The sequence below is a fragment of the Rathayibacter sp. VKM Ac-2929 genome (genome assembly GCF_022815495.1).
In the GTDB taxonomy this organism is placed as follows: domain Bacteria; phylum Actinomycetota; class Actinomycetes; order Actinomycetales; family Microbacteriaceae; genus Rathayibacter; species Rathayibacter festucae.
This window is the reverse complement of sequence record NZ_JALGRV010000010.1, coordinates 40,651-56,091: the sequence shown is the minus strand read 5'-3', so window position 1 is coordinate 56,091 and position 15,441 is coordinate 40,651. Positions and strand designations below refer to the sequence as shown.

Sequence of the window (15,441 nt, the reverse complement as noted above, 5' to 3'; positions counted from 1 at the left end):
CGCGGCGTACGTCTGCTCGCCAGCGATCGCGAAGAGCATCAGCGACAGCCCGAACCAGACCATGCCGTTGCTGATCAACGCAGCTCGAGCCAGGGGAGTGCGAGGCTTGACCATGAGGCCACCCTGGCACCGACACCTGAACGTGTCCACGCGATCCCGGCTCACCAGACCCACCGATAGGACCAACCGATGACCACGCCGCGACCCTCGTTCAGACGCGAGCTACTCGCCCTCGTAGACGATGCCGCGGAGGCCGAACGGCGACTCGACGCCAACAGCGCTGTCCAGCGTCACGCATAGAGGACACCAGCATGGACAGCTTCTCGGGCGCATCACCGTTCGACATCGCCCACCTCTTCGCCACAGGTGCGTTGACCAGAGAACAGGCGATTGAAGAGCTCGGGCGGTGGCCCTACCGGTCAGGGTCCGTCAGCGACGGATACGACTGGACCACTGCCGACGAAGGCGAGTTCTCTGAAATCGGAAGGGCCATGACGGAAGGCCTGATCGACGACGAGATGTACGACGAGATCCTCCATCGTTACAGCAAGCAGGAGGACGACTCTCAACGCTGAGGATCAGCGGTTCCTCTAGCCTCAGTGATCAAACGGTCGCGTTCGACCTGTTCCGCCTCGGCCCTGGTGAGAGCTGCGGGGAACGCAGGCCAGAAGGGGGAAAGGTCGTCGCCGGGGCGCAGCGAGCTGGCTGCGCTACTCGCGGTGATCAGTGCGTCCACGTCAGTGAAGTACCGCTGAGCGGTTGCGATGTCGGTTGACCTGTACCGAGGTAGAGCCAGCGTGTAGAGCTGACCCGATCCAACAAGATCGACCTCGACCGCGGCGGAGAGGTCGTCGGCGCCCGGTTCTGCGTCGAGGAGATCAAGATCATCCTCGTGTACCGGAGCTTCCCAGGCGATCACGTCCCCGACGTCGCTCACCGTCCAGCCCAGGTCGAGCAGCCGGCGGCCAACCTCGCGAACCTCCTCGAGGACAGGTCGGTCATCCGGCATGCCGGCGTTCAAGAGATGGTCGAGGCGCTGCTCCTTCGGCAGGCTCCCATCATTGGCGCGCTGCTCATGCCAGAACCGCGTCTGCTCTAGACGCTGTGCCACCTTCGCTGCACGGTCGACATCGCTCTTTCGTCTACTCGCTTTTCCCATGCCTGAATTCTGCTCCGACGAGACCTCATCAAATGCGACCTACTCGTGTCCACCTACGCGGGCACAGGGTTCTAGCGATGAAATCTCTCGGGGTGCAACTCCCTAGCAATGGCTAGACGGACCTAAGGTGTGGGAATGAGTCGTCGTCCCGTTGCGCTCGCGGCCGCTTTCGCCGTTCTCGGCACTCTGACCGCATGCGCGCCGGACCCCGTCGATCCTGCGCAGATCGCGCAGTGGCGGTCAGATCGCCAGGCTGAAATCGATGCCGACGGCCCGTTCCTCGCCGTGTTGTCCTCCGACGCGAGCATAGGGCGAGAGAGCGACCGGATGGAGTCTAAGTTCGACCAACAGCAGCTGCCGACGGCGGTCACCTTCGACTGCTTCGGAGACGGCGACCTCGAGTTGGCACTTGATTCCGCCTCGACAACCGGAACCGCCACGACAACCGAGACCACAATCAGGACTATCACCTGCGGCGACGGCACGCACGAAATCGACTCGGCGTCGCTCGGCACGGATCCGATCAACCTCGTCGGAGTCACCATCTCCGACGCTGATCGCGATACCGCCTGGTTTCTGACTGTACGAGGCGTGCAAAGCGCGCCCTGACCTCACGCACTGCTCCGAACGCATCGCTCGTCTTACGCTGATCCTTGCGGCGTCGAGCGGCTGAATGCCCCTGCTCCGCTGTGGCGGACCCCGCCATTCGCCCCGGTTGGCCGAGGGACCGCCAGCCGTCCTCGGCGCGAGTGCGAATCACGCCCCGCCGGGGCCGGCTGCCGGCGCATCGCGCTCTTCGTCAGCATCGCGCGCGTCACGGTCCCAGTACCCCGCCGCTCTCAGGCCAGACAGCTGATCGGCAGGTTCCGGCAGAGAATGTCGTGGAACACGCTCGGGGTAGAGAGCCGTCCGGGTAGAGCAAGATGCTGTTGTGGTTGGCACCGACGGCCTGTCGAATGCGCTCGAGGGTGAGCGCAGGAGCGCGGCGCGCACGAAGGAGAGCAAGATGGCTGACTACGACGACCTCGCCGCCAGCGCCGAACGTGGCGACCTCACCCCTATTGCTGGAACGGTGCTTCGTGGCAGCTGTGCCACTGAGGCCCGCCGCTTGGCGTTACTCGCGGCGACCGGTACCGAAAGGCTCTGACTGCTGCCGTGGCTCGACCGAGAACAGTGGACCCCGGGCGCTACGTCGCCCGCCTGGTCAGGTCGACCCTCGCCGACGTGGACACGCTGCTGGACCAGATCCTCACCGCCGCCGCGCAGCGCCTCCCTGACGCCGGAATCACCGTTTTCGACGCGTGGGTTCACGAGCACCACTACGGGCCGTTCTACTCCGGCGTTTTCAAGAAGAGCATCGGTGAATCCGAACGGCTGTTGCGCGCCGCCGCGGATATGGCCGAGTCCATCGCGATCCTCCTCGAAGCCAGCGGCCGAAGCGTAGTCAGCCCCTATGTGCTCTCCCGGTCGCTCGGAGAAGGTGTCATGCGGCTCTGCTACCTTCTCGACCCCGACGTTCCACCGGCCCGCACACTGCTGCGCATGGCCGTCTTCCAGCTCGCCACCATCGAGGGGAACCTGGAAACAGCCCGCGCTTTCGGACCGGACGGCGCGGACAAAGAGCCCGAAATACTTGCGAACATCGCTACCCTGCACGGCTGGTTCGCCGATAACGGCATCGAGCGCATCCCCGGACGGCGCACCCCCTACACCGCCTCCCTCAGCCTTGATGGCGAGACCGAGAACGTCCGTTTCAACGCCACCGCCGCCTACCAGCGGTACATGCCGTTCTCGGCCTGGTCCTACAACATCGGCTCCGGCGCCACCCACAGTCGCGGGTGGATGCTCCCCAGCCTCGTCGGAACTCTCGAAGAAGGCCCCCTCGCCACCACGATCGAGAACGTCGTCGCCGTCGGCAACGCCGTCCTCGACGCAGCGGACGCCCTGGCTCGCGTCGGCGCCCGCCACGCCGCAACCGACGTCGACTGGTTCCTGCGCAAGACGCACCTGCGCCGACGAGGCCTCGTCCGCCTCGCCGGCAAAGGATCTGACGTCATGGTCGGCCATGACGAATACGCAGCCCGCGCACCCGGCTCGACCCGCACCGAGGGTTCACCCGGCATCTCATTCTGGCGGCCACCGCTACCATCCCCGAACGGCTAGTAGGCGTCTGGGCGCTGCTATTGAACCTCTCGTACCCCGCCCGGTTGTTCCGTCAGCTCGGTCCTCAGCAGCAGTCGAGCACGCCCGTAACGGGCGCGTGCAGTCGGCGCCGGCACTTTCATCAGCGTCGCGGCCTCAGTGATCGAGAAGCCGTCCCAGTGCACGAGCCGGACCAGCTCGGCCAGCTCGTCCGGGTGCGATCCATCGCCTCCCTGATCGCGAGGGCCGTATCCGAGTCGACCGGCGCCGGAGTGACGGCGAGGTCTTGCGCGAGCTTCTCGCTGAGGAGGCGGTGGCGCGCCTGACCGTGACGATGGTTCGAGGGCGTGTTGCGGGCGACGCCGAACATCCACATTCGCGCTTTCGTCTGTGAGTTCCGGCGTTCTGTGGCGGCGTCCTGACGCCGCTTCGTGTCGCGCCTAGTCGAGGAGTTCGGCCTGAATCCGAGCGGCGACGGCCTCGCGGAGGGGGCGGACGTTCTCGGCGCTCCAGTCGGTCGGGTCGGGGAACTTCCATTCCAGGAACCGGCCGGTCGGAGTTGCGGGCAGGGTGAGGCCGGGCTTCATCGCGACGACGATGTCCGCGTTCTCGAGGTCCTCGACCGTGACGGCGCGGGGGGTGCGGTCGCTGATATCGAGGCCGAGCTCAGCGACGGTCGCAGCGATCGCGGGGTTCACCGTTTCGGCGGGGGAGAGGCCGGCGGAGGTGGCGATGTAGCGGTCGCTGGCGAGGACTTCGAGCAGGCCTGCGCCGAGTTGGGAGCGGCCGGCGTTGTGCTGGCAGAGGAAGAGGACGGTGGGCTTCTGAGTCATGCGGGGATGCTGCTTCCGGTGGTCGTACGGGTCCAGGTCTGGGTGGCGATTTGCACGGCGTCCCACGGGGAGCCGAGCGGAGGCGTGTAGGAGAGGTCGAGGTCCGAGACCTGCTCGACGGTGAGCCCCGCGAACAGGGCGGTCGCGTAGGTATCGACGCGCTTGGCCGTCTCGGTGCCCAGGCGGCCGACGAGCTGCGCGCCGAGCAGGCGCCCATCGCGCGTGTCGCCGGTGATGCGGATCGTGATCGGCTGTGCGCCCGGGTAGTACCGCTTGTGGTCGTCTGCGACCGCGGTCGTCGTCGCCGGGACGTACCCGGCGGCGAGAGCCTCGTGCTCGCGCAGGCCGGTGCGGGAGGCGACGAGGTCGAACACCTTCACGACCTGCGTGCCGACGGAGCCGGCGAACCGGGCGGTGCCGCCGAGAGCGTTCTCGCCGGCCACCCGGCCCTGCTTGTGCGCGGTGGTGCCGAGCGGCAGGTAAGTGGTGCCGAGCAGGCGGTGGTGGGTGGTCACTCCGTCGCCCGCGGCGAACACGTGCGGGAGGCCGGTGCGCATCGCCTCGTCCACGACGACGGCGCGGCCTGCGCCGAGGGACGCTCCGGCGCGGGCGAGCAGATCGGTGTTCGGCTTCACGCCGACCACCAGGAGGACGACGTCGGCGGTCCGAGTGAGGGGTGCGCCGTCGTGGTCGGCGTGCACGGAGAGGCCGGTCGCGGTCTTCTCGATCGAGGCGACGGTGGTGTGCGTGAGCACCTCGACGCCGCGCTCAGTCAGTTCGGTGTGGACGAGGGCGCCGAGTTCGGGGTCGAGGGTGGAGAGCACTTCCGGGCCGCGCTGCAACTGGGTCACGCGCAGGCCTCGAATGGTGAGGGCTTCGGCCATCTCGAGGCCGACGTAGCCGGCGCCGACGATGATCGCGGTCTGCGGGTCGCGGCTGTCGAGGTAGCGCTCGAGGGCGAAGGTGTCGCCCATCGAGTGCAGCACGTGCACGCCGTCCTTCGGCCCCAGCTTGTCCAGTCCGGCAATGCCGGCGGAGGACGCGAGGGCGCCGGTGCCGACGATCAGCTCGTCGTAGCCGATCCGATCGAGCGAGCCGTCGGGGGTGCGGACGGTGAGCTGCTGCCCGGCGACGTCGATATCGGTCGCGAATGTGTCCAGGCGCAGCGCCATGCCGGTGGCTTCGAGATCGGCGTGGGTGCGGTGCGCGAGCGACTGCCACGGCTGGACCTCGCGGGAGAAGTAGTACGGGATCCCGCAGATGGAGAAGTTCGGGTACGAGTCGGCGACGACGACGGTCACGTCGACGGACGGGTCGAGCTCGCGGGCGCGCAGCGCGGCGGAGATCCCCGCGTCGCTGCCGCCGATGGCGACGAGATGCATCCTGCTCCTTCGGTCCGAGAACAACGACCGAACACTGACGCCCGTCGATGAACAGGAAGTGACACGCACGTGTCGCCACATCGACACGCGTCGATCTATCGGAGTCGCATGGTCTCGGCTGTTCAGCCGGCTCGGTCAGACGGTGACGAGGAGCTGTGCGAGGGAGTCGAGCGCGCCGGGCACCAGGCGGTAGTAGGCCCAGGTGCCGCGCTTGTCGCGGCTGAGGATCCCGGCGTCGACGAGGACCTTCAGGTGGTGCGAGACGGTCGGCTGGGAGAGACCGAGCGGTTCGGTCAGGTCGCAGACGCACGCCTCGGCGTCGGCGTGCGCGGCGACCATCGAGATCAGCCGCAGTCGCGCCGGGTCGGCGATCGCGCGGAGGGAGCGGGCGAGCTTCTCGGCGTTCTCGGCATCCATCGCCTCGCGGGTGAGCGGTGCGCAGCACGCGGTCACGTCCGCCAGCGGAAGCATCTCGAGAACAGCCATACCCTCAGTGTGCCACGCGGATCGACCGGCATCGATGGACTGCGGCACTCGTCCAGGCATCGATGAGGATCGATGTAGGGTCTTCATCGATCATCATCGATGCCTTCCCGAGGAGCTCTCCAGCATGACCGTGCTCGCCATCGCCATCTTCCTGGTGACCCTGACGCTGGTCATCTGGCAACCGAAGGGACTCGGGATCGGCTACAGCGCCCTCGGCGGTGCGGTGATCGCGCTGGTCACCACAGTCGTTCAGCTCTCCGACGTCCCGACCGTGGTCGGAATCGTCTGGAACGCCACCCTCGCCTTCGTGGCGATCGTGCTGATCTCGCTGATCCTGGACGAGTCCGGATTCTTCGAGTGGGCCGCGCTGCACGTCGCGCGCTGGGGCCGGGGACGCGGGCGACTGCTGTTCGTGCTGATCGTGCTGCTGGGGGCAGTGATCGCGGCGGTATTCGCGAACGACGGGGCGGCGCTGATCCTCACGCCGATCGTCATCCAGATGCTCCGCGCGCTGAATTTCTCCGCGAAGGCGTCCCTCGGCTTCATCCTCGCCACCGGCTTCATCGCCGATGCCGGCAGCCTCCCGCTGGTGGTGTCGAACCTCGTCAACATCGTCTCGGCCGACTTCTTCGACATCGACTTCGCCCGCTACGCCCTCGTCATGGTCCCTGTCGGCGCCGTCGCCGTCCTCGCGAGCCTCGGTGTGCTCTTCGCCTACTTCGGCCGCTCCATCCCGAAGCGCTACGACGTCGACGCGCTCGCCCGTCCTGCCTCCGCGATCAGCGACCCGCTCGTGTTCCGCACCGGCTGGATCGTCCTGGCCTTCCTGCTCATCGGCTACTTCGCCGCCGACCCGCTGCACGTGCCGCTCTCCGTCGTCGCGGGGATCGGCGCCGTCGCCCTCGTCGCTGTCGCCGCTCGGCAGCCGGCGTTCCTCTTCGCCCGCGTGCGTGCCGAGGAGCGCGAGCTCGTCGCCGCAGGCCGGCCCGGGTCCGGCAGTGCCCTCGACGCGGGCGAGCAGCCCGTGCGCCGGCGCATCCCGGTCCTGAAGGTGATTCGTGACGCTCCCTGGCAGATCGTGCTGTTCAGCATCGGCATGTACATGGTCGTCTATGGCCTGCGCAACCAGGGCCTGACCGACGAGCTCGCCGGGGTCTTCTCGTTCTTCGGCGACCGCGGGACCGTCATCACCGCACTCGGCGTGGGCACCGTGATCGCGGTCCTCGCCTCTCTGATGAACAACATGCCCACCGTGCTCATCGCGGCTCTCGCCATCTCCGCCGCCGGAGCGACCGGACTGACGCAGGAGACGATGATCTACGCGAACGTCATCGGCTCCGACCTCGGCCCCAAGATCACCCCGATCGGCAGCCTCGCCACGCTGCTCTGGCTGCACGTCCTGGACCGCAAGGGCATCCACATCGGCTGGGCCCGCTACTTCCGCACCGGCATCGTCCTGACCATCCCCGTCCTCCTGATCACGCTGCTCGCCCTCGCCGCGTGGCTCACGATCCTCGAGTGAACATCCGGTACCGACATTGACGCACGTCGATGCATGCCGTCACACTGATATCGATCGGCGTCAATGCCATCCTTTCCCTCCACCCCACCCCGACCGGAGAGCACCATGACCGAGAAGCCCACCGTCCTGTTCGTCTGCATCCACAACGCGGGACGCTCGCAGATGGCCGCCGGCTACATGCGCGCCCTCTCGAACGGCGCCGTCGAGGTCCTCTCCGGCGGATCCGAGCCGGGAGATCAGATCAACCCGATGGCGATCGCCGCGATGGCGGAGGAGGGCATCGACATCTCGCAGGCCGTGCCCACGCTGATGACCACCGAGCAGGTGCGCGAGTCGGACGCCGTGATCACGATGGGCTGCGGCGACGTCTGCCCCATCTTCCCCGGCAAGCGCTACGAGGACTGGGCCCTCACCGACCCCAAGGGCAAGCCGCTCGAGGAGGTCCGCCCGATCCGCGACGACATCAAGGCTCGCGTGCAGGCACTGCTGGCCGAGCTGCTGCCCGCGAAGGTCTGACGATGAGCGACGTCAGCACCCGCCGCGCCATGCCGGGCCTCGTCTACCCTGAGGGCTACCTCGCTCGCCTCGCCGAGGAGCTCAGCGAGAAGTTCCACGGCGTCTTCGCCGCCGAGACCGTCGAGCGGTACGTCCTCGAGTCCTACACCGGGCTGCTGCGCACCTCGAAGGTCAAAGCCCACCTGGCGAGCCAGGCCGTCCGCTTCGCCACCGACCGCCTCACCGCTCTCGCCCAAGCGAAGGGCGCGATCGCGCGGGAGGTGCCGGAGGTGCTGTTCATCTGCGAGCAGAACGCCGGCCGCTCCCAGATGGCCGCGGTCCTCACCGACGCGCTCTCCGGCGGCCGCGTGCACGTGCGCTCCGCAGGCTCCATGCCTGCCGCGGCCCTGAACCCGGCGGTCGTCGCCGCGATCGAGGAGATCGGGCTGGACGTGACCGACGCGTTCCCCAAGCCACTCACCGACGACGTAGTCCAGGCGGCCGATGTCGTGGTCACGATGGGCTGCGGCGACGCGTGCCCGATCTACCCGGGCAAGACCTACCAGGACTGGGACCTCACCGACCCGGCCAGCCTCCCGATCGAGGAGGTCCGCGTCATCCGCGACCAGATCAAGACCCGCGTCGAGGCCATGCTGGCCACCCTCGGCGTCGAGACGACAGGAGTCCCCGCATGACCGGCACGGACAGCGACACCATCGAGAACGTCGTCGTCGTCGGATCCGGCCCCGCCGGCTACACCGCCGCCATCTACCTCGCCCGCGCAGGCCTTGACCCGATCGTCCTCACCAGCGCCGTCGAAGCAGGCGGCGCCCTGGTGAACACCACCGAGGTCGAGAACTTCCCCGGCTTCCCCACCGGCATCATGGGCCCGGACCTGATGGAGAACATGCGCGCCCAGGCCGAGCGCTTCGGCGCTCGCATCGTCTACGACGACGCCACCGCGCTCGAGCTCACCGGTGATGTGAAGACGGTCACCACCGGCTACGGCGGCACCTACCGCGCGAACGCCGTTGTCCTCGCGATGGGCTCCGCCTACCGCAAGCTCGGCGTCCCCGGCGAGCAGCGCCTCACCGGACACGGAGTGTCCTGGTGCGCCACCTGCGACGGGTTCTTCTTCAAGGGCCAGGACATCGCCGTCGTCGGCGGCGGCGACTCCGCCCTCGAGGAGGCCATGTTCCTCACCCGCTTCGCAGCCTCCGTGACCCTCATCCACCGCCGCGACTTCCTGCGCGCGTCGAAGATCATGCAGGACCGCGCCCTGGCCGATCCGAAGATCCGCGTCCTGTGGAATACCGAAGTCACCGAGGCGCTCGGCGACGAGAAGCTCACGACGCTGCGCCTGCGCGACACCGTCACCGGCCAGGAGTCCGAACTCGCAGCTACGGGTCTGTTCATCGCCATCGGCCACGACCCCCGCTCCGAGCTCGTCCTCGGCCAGGTCGACGCCGACGACGAGAACTACGTCCGCGTCGCCTCCCCTACTACCGAGACCAACCTCCGCGGCGTCTTCGCCGCGGGAGATCTCGTGGACCACCGCTACCGCCAGGCGATCACCGCCGCCGGCACCGGCTGCTCCGCCGCCGCCGACGCCGAGCACTACCTCGCCGCCCACGGCCTCGCCTCCCTCGCCCAGGCCACCACCGCCGTCCTCGACGACGCCGTCACTGCCTAACCCGCACCACTGAGGAAAACCACCATGACGATGCTGCTGACCGTCCCGCCCCGCACCGACGAGCGCCGCCTCACGGGCCTGCCCGTCGCCGTTATCGGCGCCGGCCCCGTTGGCCTGGCCGCTGCCGCGCAGCTACTCGAGCGCGGCCTCGACGTCGTGGTCTACGAGGCCGGCGGGAGCGCCGGAGCTGCGGTGCAGCAGTGGGGTCACACCCGCCTGTTCTCCCCGTGGGAGTATCTGGTCGATTCCGCCGCCGGGCGCCTCCTAGACGCCGCAGGCTGGGAGGCGCCCGCGGCGAAGAAGCTGCCCACCGGGCACGAGTTCGTTCGCGACTACCTCGCACCCCTCGCCGCGACCCCGCAGCTCGCCCCGGTCATCCGCTACCGCTCCCGCGTGCTGGCCGTGACCCGCGAGGGCATGGACCGCACCCGTTCCGTGGGCCGCGCCGCCACTCCGTTCCTGCTGCGTCTGGACACGCCGGAGGGCGCCGTCGACGTCACCGCGCGCGCGGTGATCGATACTTCCGGCACCTACTCGACCCCCAACGCGCTCGCTTCCGCGGGTCTGGACCCAATCGGTGTCCTTGATGTCGCGGAGCACCTCAGTCACGCGCTGCCGGACGTGCTCGGCGTCGACCGTTCCCGGTTCGCCGGGAAGCGGATCCTCGTCGTCGGCGCCGGCCACTCCGCCGCGAACACTCTGATCAAGCTCGCCCGTCTCGCCCGCGAGGAGCCGGAGACGCAGATCACCTGGGCGATCCGCGGCACCAGTCCGCTGCGCGTCTTCGGATCGGGCGACGACGAGTTGGAGGAGCGCGGCAAGCTCGGCGGCACCGTGCACCAGCTCGTCCGTGACGGTGCGATCACTCTCCTGGACCGCTTCGAAATCGACCGCCTCGAGAAGGCACCCTCCGGCGGCGTCACGGTGATGGGGCGGCGCCGGAAGGAGCGCGAGAGCGTGGAAGTCGATGTCGTGGTGCAGGCCACCGGGTTCCGGCCCGACCTCGACATGCTGCGCGAGATCCGCGTCTCCCTGGACGAGATCGTGGAAGCGCCGCGCGCACTCGCCTCGCTCATCGACCCGAACCTGCACTCCTGCGGCACCGTCGACCCCCACGGCGTCGCGGAACTCGCCCACCCCGAGCCGAACTTCTTCATCGCGGGGATGAAGTCGTACGGCAGGGCGCCGACCTTCCTGCTCGTCACCGGCTACGAGCAGGTCCGCTCCATCGCGGACGAGCTCGCCGGCGATCACGCCGCCGCCCGGCGCGTGCAGCTCGTGCTCCCCGAGACCGGCGTCTGCTCCACCGACATCGGATCCGCCGGAGGGAGCTGCTGCTCATGACCAGCATCCGGCCGATGACCCCCGAGGACTGGCCGGCGGTCGAGACGATCTACAGCGACGGGATCACGACCGGACACGCCACCTTCGAGGCCGAACCGCCCACGTGGGAGGCGTTCGATGGAGGGAAGCTCGACGTCGGGCGCCTGGTCGCCGTCGACGGAGAACAGATCCTCGGTTGGGCTGCGTTGTCGAAGGTCTCGACCCGGCCCGTCTACCGGGGCGTGGTCGAGCACTCCGTCTACATCGCCGCCGCCGCACGCGGCCGCGGCGTCGGATCGACGCTGCTCGCCGCGCTCATCGCCGCAGCGGACGACGCGGACCTGTGGACGATCCAGTCGAGCATCTTCCCCGAGAACACCGCCAGTCTCGCCCTCCACGACCGCGCGGGATTCCGGCGCGTGGGCATCCGGGAGCGCATCGCGCAGATGACATACGGGCCTGCGGCCGGCCGCTGGCGCGACACGATCCTCATCGAGCGAAGGCGACCGTGACGCCGTGACTCGCCCAGGATCCGCGTGTATCGTGATCCTCACAACGGGCCGGTTCCCGGAACGTTGCCAGCCGAAGACCCCGCCTAGCGGGGTCTTCGTTTTTAAGGCGTCCAGATCCAGTCATGCGACGTCGACGCGGCGACCAGTCCGCTCAACCGCACCATCGTCGCCACGGACTTCGGGTGCGACTCCGCCACCGTCTGCCGACGCCGATGCAGATAGACCGCGAGGTCCACCGCCTGCAACCCGGCAGCGTTCCTCGAGGACGCGAACTGGATCGGGGAGGAAATCAGGTCGAGCTTGCTCGGCCGGTAGCCCGGCGTTCCCAGCAGCTGGTAGCTCTCGAACTGCCGCCGGTGCTCTTCCTGCGTCGCGATCTCGTCAGCGACGACGATCACCTCCTCTGTGTCGGAAGAGAAGACGTAGCGGCGGTACTCGTTCACCCGCTCGAGCAGGTGCTGCAAGACGACCTTGTGCGGCTGCTCCGGGTACCGGTACCGGGCGTTCAGGCGCTTCACGTCTACACCGCGGAACAGGTAACGGACCTCGGCCTCCTGCGCGATGCGCAGCGCGGCCGCGTAGATGCCGGCGGCCTCGCGATGCTTCCCGCGCAGGGGAGCCCACTCGCCGGCGCCGCCCATCAGCTCATGCCCGTGGAACTCGACGTCGGCTGGCACCCCGTGGTCCGCGGCGATCTGCTCCCGGAGAGCGGCGTAGCCGTGCTCGAGCTGCTCCCACTTCTCCTGCGTGGTCACGGCAGCGCCGATGAAGTAGAAGTCCTGGGTGTAGGACTCGTCCACGTAAGCGATCAGCATCCGGTCATCATGTCAGCGACCTCCGCCACCACCAGCGGCAGAACAACGCCGATGAGCCGCTGCGAACGGCTCGCAGACGCGAGCACGTCGCGGGAGCACCGATGCTCGGGGTGCACGGAGGGCACCCGATCGATCTGTCGTCACTGGTGTTGTCCGCGGGTGCGGAAGATGCACTCGGTCGAGCAGAGCTCGTCCCGGTCGGGGCAGGCGGCGAGGTCGTGGTCGGCGCGGTCGAGGCGAGAGCGCAGCTCGTCCAGTCGTGCGCGTTTCTCGTCCAGCTGCCGCACCCGTTCCGCGAGGAGCGGGCGGAGCGCGTCGCGGACGTCGGTGCAGGAGGTGGTTTCAAGGGCGCGCAGGTGCCGGCCGATGTCCTCGAGCGGCAGGCCGAGCTCCTTGCTGGACTCGATGAGGTCCAGGCGTGCCAGCACGTCCGCGTCGTAGTCGCGGTACCCGTTGCCGCTGCGGCCCGGGGTGATGAGTCCGATGGACTCGTAGTACCGCAGCGCCGTCGCGGAGACGCCGCTGCGCTTGCTGACATCCGAGATCCGCACACGCCGACCCTACGGCGCGAACCCCCACTTGACCTTCAACCGGCTCGAACGTTTACCGTTGCACCCCGTGCCCTTCCTTCTTCCCGGTGTGCTGTCGTGAGCGCGCTCGTCGCCTGGCTCGAGCACCGCCAGATCCCGCTCTATCTCGCCGCGATCGCCGCTGGAGCTGCGCTCGGGCTGTTGCTGCCCGCGGCGCACTATCTGGAGGTCGCGATCGAGCCGGTGCTCGCGCTGCTGCTGTTCGCCACGTTCCTGGGCGTCCCGTTCGCGGCGATCGGCCGGTCACTGCGCGACGGCCGCTTCCTCGCGGCGGTCGGGGTCCTGAACTTCGTCGTCGTCCCCGTCGTCGCCTATGGCCTGTCTCGGTTCGTGGCGGACACTCCGGCGCTGCTGTTCGGGGTGCTGCTGGTGCTGCTGACGCCGTGCATCGACTACGTGATCGTCTTCGCCGGCCTCGCCGGCGGTGCTTCCGACCGGCTGCTCGCCGCGGCACCGCTGCTGATGCTCGCGCAGATCCTGCTCCTGCCGCTGTACCTGCTGCTCTTCCTCGGACCGGAAGGCATCGCCGTGGTCGAGGTCGGCCCGTTCGCGCGCGCGTTCCTGCTGCTGATCGTCGTGCCGCTCACCGCGGCCGCTCTCGTGCAGGCCCTCGGCCGTCGACGCCGGGCGGGCCGGGTCATCGAGTCCACGATGCTCGGCCTGATGGTGCCGCTGATGATGGCGACCCTGTTCGTCGTCGTCGCCTCCCAGGCCGGCGCCGTCGGCGCGGCCGCCGGACAGCTGCTCGTCCTCGTCCCCATCTACGCCGGCTTCCTCCTCGTCATGGCCGCCGCCGGTCTGGGCGTTGCGCGACTCTTCCGCCTCGAGTACTCCGCGACCCGGGCGCTCGTGTTCAGCGGCGCGACCCGCAACTCCCTCGTCGTCCTGCCGCTCGCGCTCGCGCTGCCCGCATCGCTCGCGCTCGCTCCGGTCGTCGTTGTCACCCAGACCCTGGTGGAACTCGTCGGCATGGTCGTGTTCGTTCGACTCATTCCGCGGCTCGCACCTGGTCGCCCCGCAGAATCGCCGCCGGGCGAAGTGAGCGGGCCCGTGCGGTAGGCGTCGGTTGGTGGATCCTGTCAGTGCTCGTGGCGGTGGTGGCTGTCCGGGTAGTGCTCGTGGCTGTGCGTGATCGCGTCGTGGGTGTGCGGGTGCCGGTGCCGGGTGCCGGCGGGGACGGGTTCGTCGTGCTCGTGCCGGTGGTGCTCGTCCCGGTCGTCGTGGGTGTGCCAGTGGTCGTGGCCGATCGGCTCGTGGGTGTGCTCGTGCTCGTGGCGCTCGGTGAGGTGCAGCCCGATCCCGACTGCCATCAGCGCGGTGGCGACGAGGAGGGGCGCGGTCACCGGCTCGCCGAGGACGACGGCGAGGACGGCGCCGAAGAACGGGGCGACCGAGTAGTAGGCGCCCGCCCTGGCGGTGCCCACGTGCCGGAGGGCGACGATGAAGAGCACGAGGCTCACCCCGTAGGCGAAGAAGCCGACGGTCATCGCGGCCGCGATGTTGCCGAGGGCGGGCAGCTGCGCCCCGAGCGCGAAGGCGAGGACGAGGTTCACCGGACCGGCGACGCCACCCTTGACCGCGGCGAGCCAGGTCGCGTCAGTGAGGGCGACCTTCCGAGTGAGGTTGTTGTCGATGCCCCAGCACAGGCAGGCGCCGAGGATCGCGAGCGCCGGCCAGGGGCTGCCGAACTCGATCCCCGCCGGAACGGTGAGCACGACGGCGCCCGCGACGATCGCGAGCATGCCCAGCGCGATGCGCCGGTCGACATTCTCGCGGAACACGAACCAGGCCAGCAGCGCGGTCGCAACTCCCTCCGCGTTCAGCAGCAGCGACGCTCCCGAGGCGGGCGTGTTCACCAGGCCGACGAGCAGCAGGACCGGGCCGAGGATTCCGCCGAAGAGGATCGCGCCGCCGAGCGGTGCGTACTCGCCGCGCTCGAGGCGCACGCGCGGGGAGCGGCGGACCAGGCGTAGGAGGCCGAGCCCGATCCCGGAGCCGCAGTAGAGGAGCCCGGCGAGCAGCCAGGGGCTGACGGAGTCGAGCAGGAGCTTGGCCGCGGGCGTTCCGGCGCCGAAAAGGACCGCGGAGAGCAGCGCCGCTTGCACTCCCCGGCTACGCAGTGCGGTCCGCATCGGCCGCCTCCCCGTGGTGGTGGGCGGGAGTGCCGCCGAGCTGGTGCTCGGCCTGGAAGATCGCGTCGGCGACGAGCTGCCGGGCGTGCTCGTTCGTGAGGCGGTAGAACACGCGCGTCCCCTCCTGACGGGTCGAGACCACCCGTGCCAGCCGCAGCTTCGCGAGATGCTGCGACACCGACGGGGGCGACTTCCCGACCCGCTCGGCCAGGTCGTTCACCGCGAGCTCGCCGTCGGACAGGGCGAGCACGATCCGCACCCGCGTCGCATCGGCCAGCATCGAGAAGACCTCGACCGCGAGTTCGACGTACGGGCTGTTCACGTGTCGTCCGCAGCTACTCTCTGCATCCATGCGCA

At 68.9% G+C, this 15,441-nt stretch carries 19 protein-coding genes; 11 read left to right on the top strand and 8 right to left on the bottom strand.

Annotation, left to right across the window (positions count from 1 at the left end; all coding sequences use genetic code 11):
• The first annotated feature begins 311 nt into the window (after positions 1–311).
• Positions 312–575: a hypothetical protein gene (locus MT355_RS20965; protein ID WP_243601028.1), complete on the top strand. Its 264-nt coding sequence runs from the start codon at positions 312–314 to the stop codon at positions 573–575.
• Here the strand turns inward: MT355_RS20965 and MT355_RS20960 are convergent.
• Positions 566–1,159: a hypothetical protein gene (locus MT355_RS20960; protein ID WP_243601027.1), complete on the bottom strand. Its 594-nt coding sequence runs from the start codon at positions 1,157–1,159 to the stop codon at positions 566–568. The genes MT355_RS20965 and MT355_RS20960 overlap by 10 nt on opposite strands.
• Positions 1,160–1,294: 135 nt before the next feature.
• Here MT355_RS20960 and MT355_RS20955 point away from each other — a divergent pair, with 135 nt between their 5' ends.
• The 3 genes from MT355_RS20955 (at position 1,295) to MT355_RS20945 (ending at position 3,322) form a co-directional block, all read left to right on the top strand.
• On the top strand, positions 1,295–1,768 hold the full coding sequence (locus MT355_RS20955) for a hypothetical protein (RefSeq protein WP_243601026.1): 474 nt from the start codon (positions 1,295–1,297) through the stop codon (positions 1,766–1,768).
• Positions 1,769–2,165: 397 nt separating this feature from the next.
• Positions 2,166–2,306 carry a hypothetical protein gene (locus MT355_RS20950; RefSeq protein WP_243601025.1) on the top strand — a complete coding sequence of 47 codons (141 nt, stop codon included), beginning with the start codon at positions 2,166–2,168 and terminating at the stop codon, positions 2,304–2,306.
• A 77-nt stretch (positions 2,307–2,383) separates the two neighbouring features.
• Positions 2,384–3,322, top strand: a complete 939-nt coding sequence (locus MT355_RS20945; RefSeq protein ID WP_243601024.1) for a hypothetical protein — start codon at positions 2,384–2,386, stop codon at positions 3,320–3,322.
• A 419-nt stretch (positions 3,323–3,741) separates the two neighbouring features.
• On the opposite strand, the gene MT355_RS20940 is transcribed toward MT355_RS20945, so the two are convergent.
• From MT355_RS20940 to MT355_RS20930, 3 genes are all read right to left on the bottom strand, one after another.
• Complete coding sequence (locus MT355_RS20940; RefSeq protein WP_243601023.1) at positions 3,742–4,134, bottom strand: low molecular weight phosphatase family protein; 393 nt, start codon at positions 4,132–4,134, stop codon at positions 3,742–3,744.
• Positions 4,131–5,516, bottom strand: coding sequence for an FAD-dependent oxidoreductase (locus tag MT355_RS20935; RefSeq protein ID WP_243601022.1), 1,386 nt, complete (start codon positions 5,514–5,516; stop codon positions 4,131–4,133). The genes MT355_RS20940 and MT355_RS20935 overlap by 4 nt, the downstream gene beginning before the upstream one ends.
• A 135-nt stretch (positions 5,517–5,651) precedes the next feature.
• Positions 5,652–6,002, bottom strand: coding sequence for a metalloregulator ArsR/SmtB family transcription factor (locus MT355_RS20930; protein WP_159987014.1), 351 nt, complete (start codon positions 6,000–6,002; stop codon positions 5,652–5,654).
• A gap of 124 nt (positions 6,003–6,126) precedes the next feature.
• Here MT355_RS20930 and MT355_RS20925 point away from each other — a divergent pair, with 124 nt between their 5' ends.
• From MT355_RS20925 to MT355_RS20900, 6 genes are all read left to right on the top strand, one after another.
• Positions 6,127–7,524, top strand: coding sequence for an arsenic transporter (locus MT355_RS20925; protein ID WP_243601021.1), 1,398 nt, complete (start codon positions 6,127–6,129; stop codon positions 7,522–7,524).
• A 105-nt stretch (positions 7,525–7,629) separates the two neighbouring features.
• Positions 7,630–8,040 (top strand): arsenate reductase ArsC, encoded by a 411-nt coding sequence (locus MT355_RS20920; protein ID WP_133963542.1) that lies wholly within the window; start codon positions 7,630–7,632, stop codon positions 8,038–8,040.
• A 2-nt stretch (positions 8,041–8,042) separates the two neighbouring features.
• The gene (locus tag MT355_RS20915) at positions 8,043–8,714 is read left to right on the top strand and encodes an arsenate reductase ArsC (protein ID WP_243601020.1); all 672 of its coding nucleotides are present in this window, start codon (positions 8,043–8,045) and stop codon (positions 8,712–8,714) included.
• Positions 8,711–9,712, top strand: coding sequence for a thioredoxin-disulfide reductase (gene trxB, locus MT355_RS20910; RefSeq protein ID WP_243601019.1), 1,002 nt, complete (start codon positions 8,711–8,713; stop codon positions 9,710–9,712). The genes MT355_RS20915 and trxB overlap by 4 nt, the downstream gene beginning before the upstream one ends.
• 24 nt (positions 9,713–9,736) lie before the next feature.
• Complete coding sequence (locus tag MT355_RS20905) at positions 9,737–11,056, top strand: FAD-dependent oxidoreductase (RefSeq protein ID WP_243601018.1); 1,320 nt, start codon at positions 9,737–9,739, stop codon at positions 11,054–11,056.
• Positions 11,053–11,547: a GNAT family N-acetyltransferase gene (locus tag MT355_RS20900; protein ID WP_104277741.1), complete on the top strand. Its 495-nt coding sequence runs from the start codon at positions 11,053–11,055 to the stop codon at positions 11,545–11,547. The genes MT355_RS20905 and MT355_RS20900 overlap by 4 nt, the downstream gene beginning before the upstream one ends.
• 101 nt (positions 11,548–11,648) lie before the next feature.
• Here MT355_RS20900 and MT355_RS20895 read toward each other — a convergent pair whose 3' ends face one another.
• Both MT355_RS20895 and MT355_RS20890 read right to left on the bottom strand, forming a co-directional pair.
• Positions 11,649–12,362, bottom strand: a complete 714-nt coding sequence (locus MT355_RS20895; RefSeq protein ID WP_243601017.1) for a DUF3800 domain-containing protein — start codon at positions 12,360–12,362, stop codon at positions 11,649–11,651.
• Between the two features lie 140 nt (positions 12,363–12,502).
• The gene (locus MT355_RS20890; RefSeq protein ID WP_159987020.1) at positions 12,503–12,913 is read right to left on the bottom strand and encodes a MerR family transcriptional regulator; all 411 of its coding nucleotides are present in this window, start codon (positions 12,911–12,913) and stop codon (positions 12,503–12,505) included.
• Positions 12,914–13,009: 96 nt separating this feature from the next.
• Between MT355_RS20890 and MT355_RS20885 the strand changes: the two genes are divergently transcribed.
• Entirely contained in the window at positions 13,010–14,011 is a 1,002-nt protein-coding gene (locus MT355_RS20885; RefSeq protein WP_243601016.1) for a bile acid:sodium symporter, read from the top strand.
• 20 nt (positions 14,012–14,031) lie between these two features.
• Here the strand turns inward: MT355_RS20885 and MT355_RS20880 are convergent, their stop codons facing one another.
• Positions 14,032–15,084: a DMT family transporter gene (locus MT355_RS20880; protein ID WP_243601015.1), complete on the bottom strand. Its 1,053-nt coding sequence runs from the start codon at positions 15,082–15,084 to the stop codon at positions 14,032–14,034.
• Positions 15,065–15,436, bottom strand: a complete 372-nt coding sequence (locus tag MT355_RS20875; protein ID WP_243601014.1) for a metalloregulator ArsR/SmtB family transcription factor — start codon at positions 15,434–15,436, stop codon at positions 15,065–15,067. The genes MT355_RS20880 and MT355_RS20875 overlap by 20 nt, the downstream gene beginning before the upstream one ends.
• Between the last annotated feature and the right edge of the window lie 5 nt (positions 15,437–15,441).

Coding starts and splice junctions, on each gene's coding strand:
- MT355_RS20965 (WP_243601028.1), top strand. CDS start 312: ATGGACAGCTTCTCGGGCGCATCACCGTTCGACATCGCCCACCTCTTC.
- MT355_RS20960 (WP_243601027.1), bottom strand. CDS start 1,159: ATGGGAAAAGCGAGTAGACGAAAGAGCGATGTCGACCGTGCAGCGAAG.
- MT355_RS20955 (WP_243601026.1), top strand. CDS start 1,295: ATGAGTCGTCGTCCCGTTGCGCTCGCGGCCGCTTTCGCCGTTCTCGGC.
- MT355_RS20950 (WP_243601025.1), top strand. CDS start 2,166: ATGGCTGACTACGACGACCTCGCCGCCAGCGCCGAACGTGGCGACCTC.
- MT355_RS20940 (WP_243601023.1), bottom strand. CDS start 4,134: ATGACTCAGAAGCCCACCGTCCTCTTCCTCTGCCAGCACAACGCCGGC.
- MT355_RS20935 (WP_243601022.1), bottom strand. CDS start 5,516: ATGCATCTCGTCGCCATCGGCGGCAGCGACGCGGGGATCTCCGCCGCG.
- MT355_RS20930 (WP_159987014.1), bottom strand. CDS start 6,002: ATGGCTGTTCTCGAGATGCTTCCGCTGGCGGACGTGACCGCGTGCTGC.
- MT355_RS20925 (WP_243601021.1), top strand. CDS start 6,127: ATGACCGTGCTCGCCATCGCCATCTTCCTGGTGACCCTGACGCTGGTC.
- MT355_RS20920 (WP_133963542.1), top strand. CDS start 7,630: ATGACCGAGAAGCCCACCGTCCTGTTCGTCTGCATCCACAACGCGGGA.
- MT355_RS20915 (WP_243601020.1), top strand. CDS start 8,043: ATGAGCGACGTCAGCACCCGCCGCGCCATGCCGGGCCTCGTCTACCCT.
- trxB (WP_243601019.1), top strand. CDS start 8,711: ATGACCGGCACGGACAGCGACACCATCGAGAACGTCGTCGTCGTCGGA.
- MT355_RS20905 (WP_243601018.1), top strand. CDS start 9,737: ATGACGATGCTGCTGACCGTCCCGCCCCGCACCGACGAGCGCCGCCTC.
- MT355_RS20900 (WP_104277741.1), top strand. CDS start 11,053: ATGACCAGCATCCGGCCGATGACCCCCGAGGACTGGCCGGCGGTCGAG.
- MT355_RS20895 (WP_243601017.1), bottom strand. CDS start 12,362: ATGCTGATCGCTTACGTGGACGAGTCCTACACCCAGGACTTCTACTTC.
- MT355_RS20880 (WP_243601015.1), bottom strand. CDS start 15,084: ATGCGGACCGCACTGCGTAGCCGGGGAGTGCAAGCGGCGCTGCTCTCC.
- MT355_RS20875 (WP_243601014.1), bottom strand. CDS start 15,436: ATGGATGCAGAGAGTAGCTGCGGACGACACGTGAACAGCCCGTACGTC.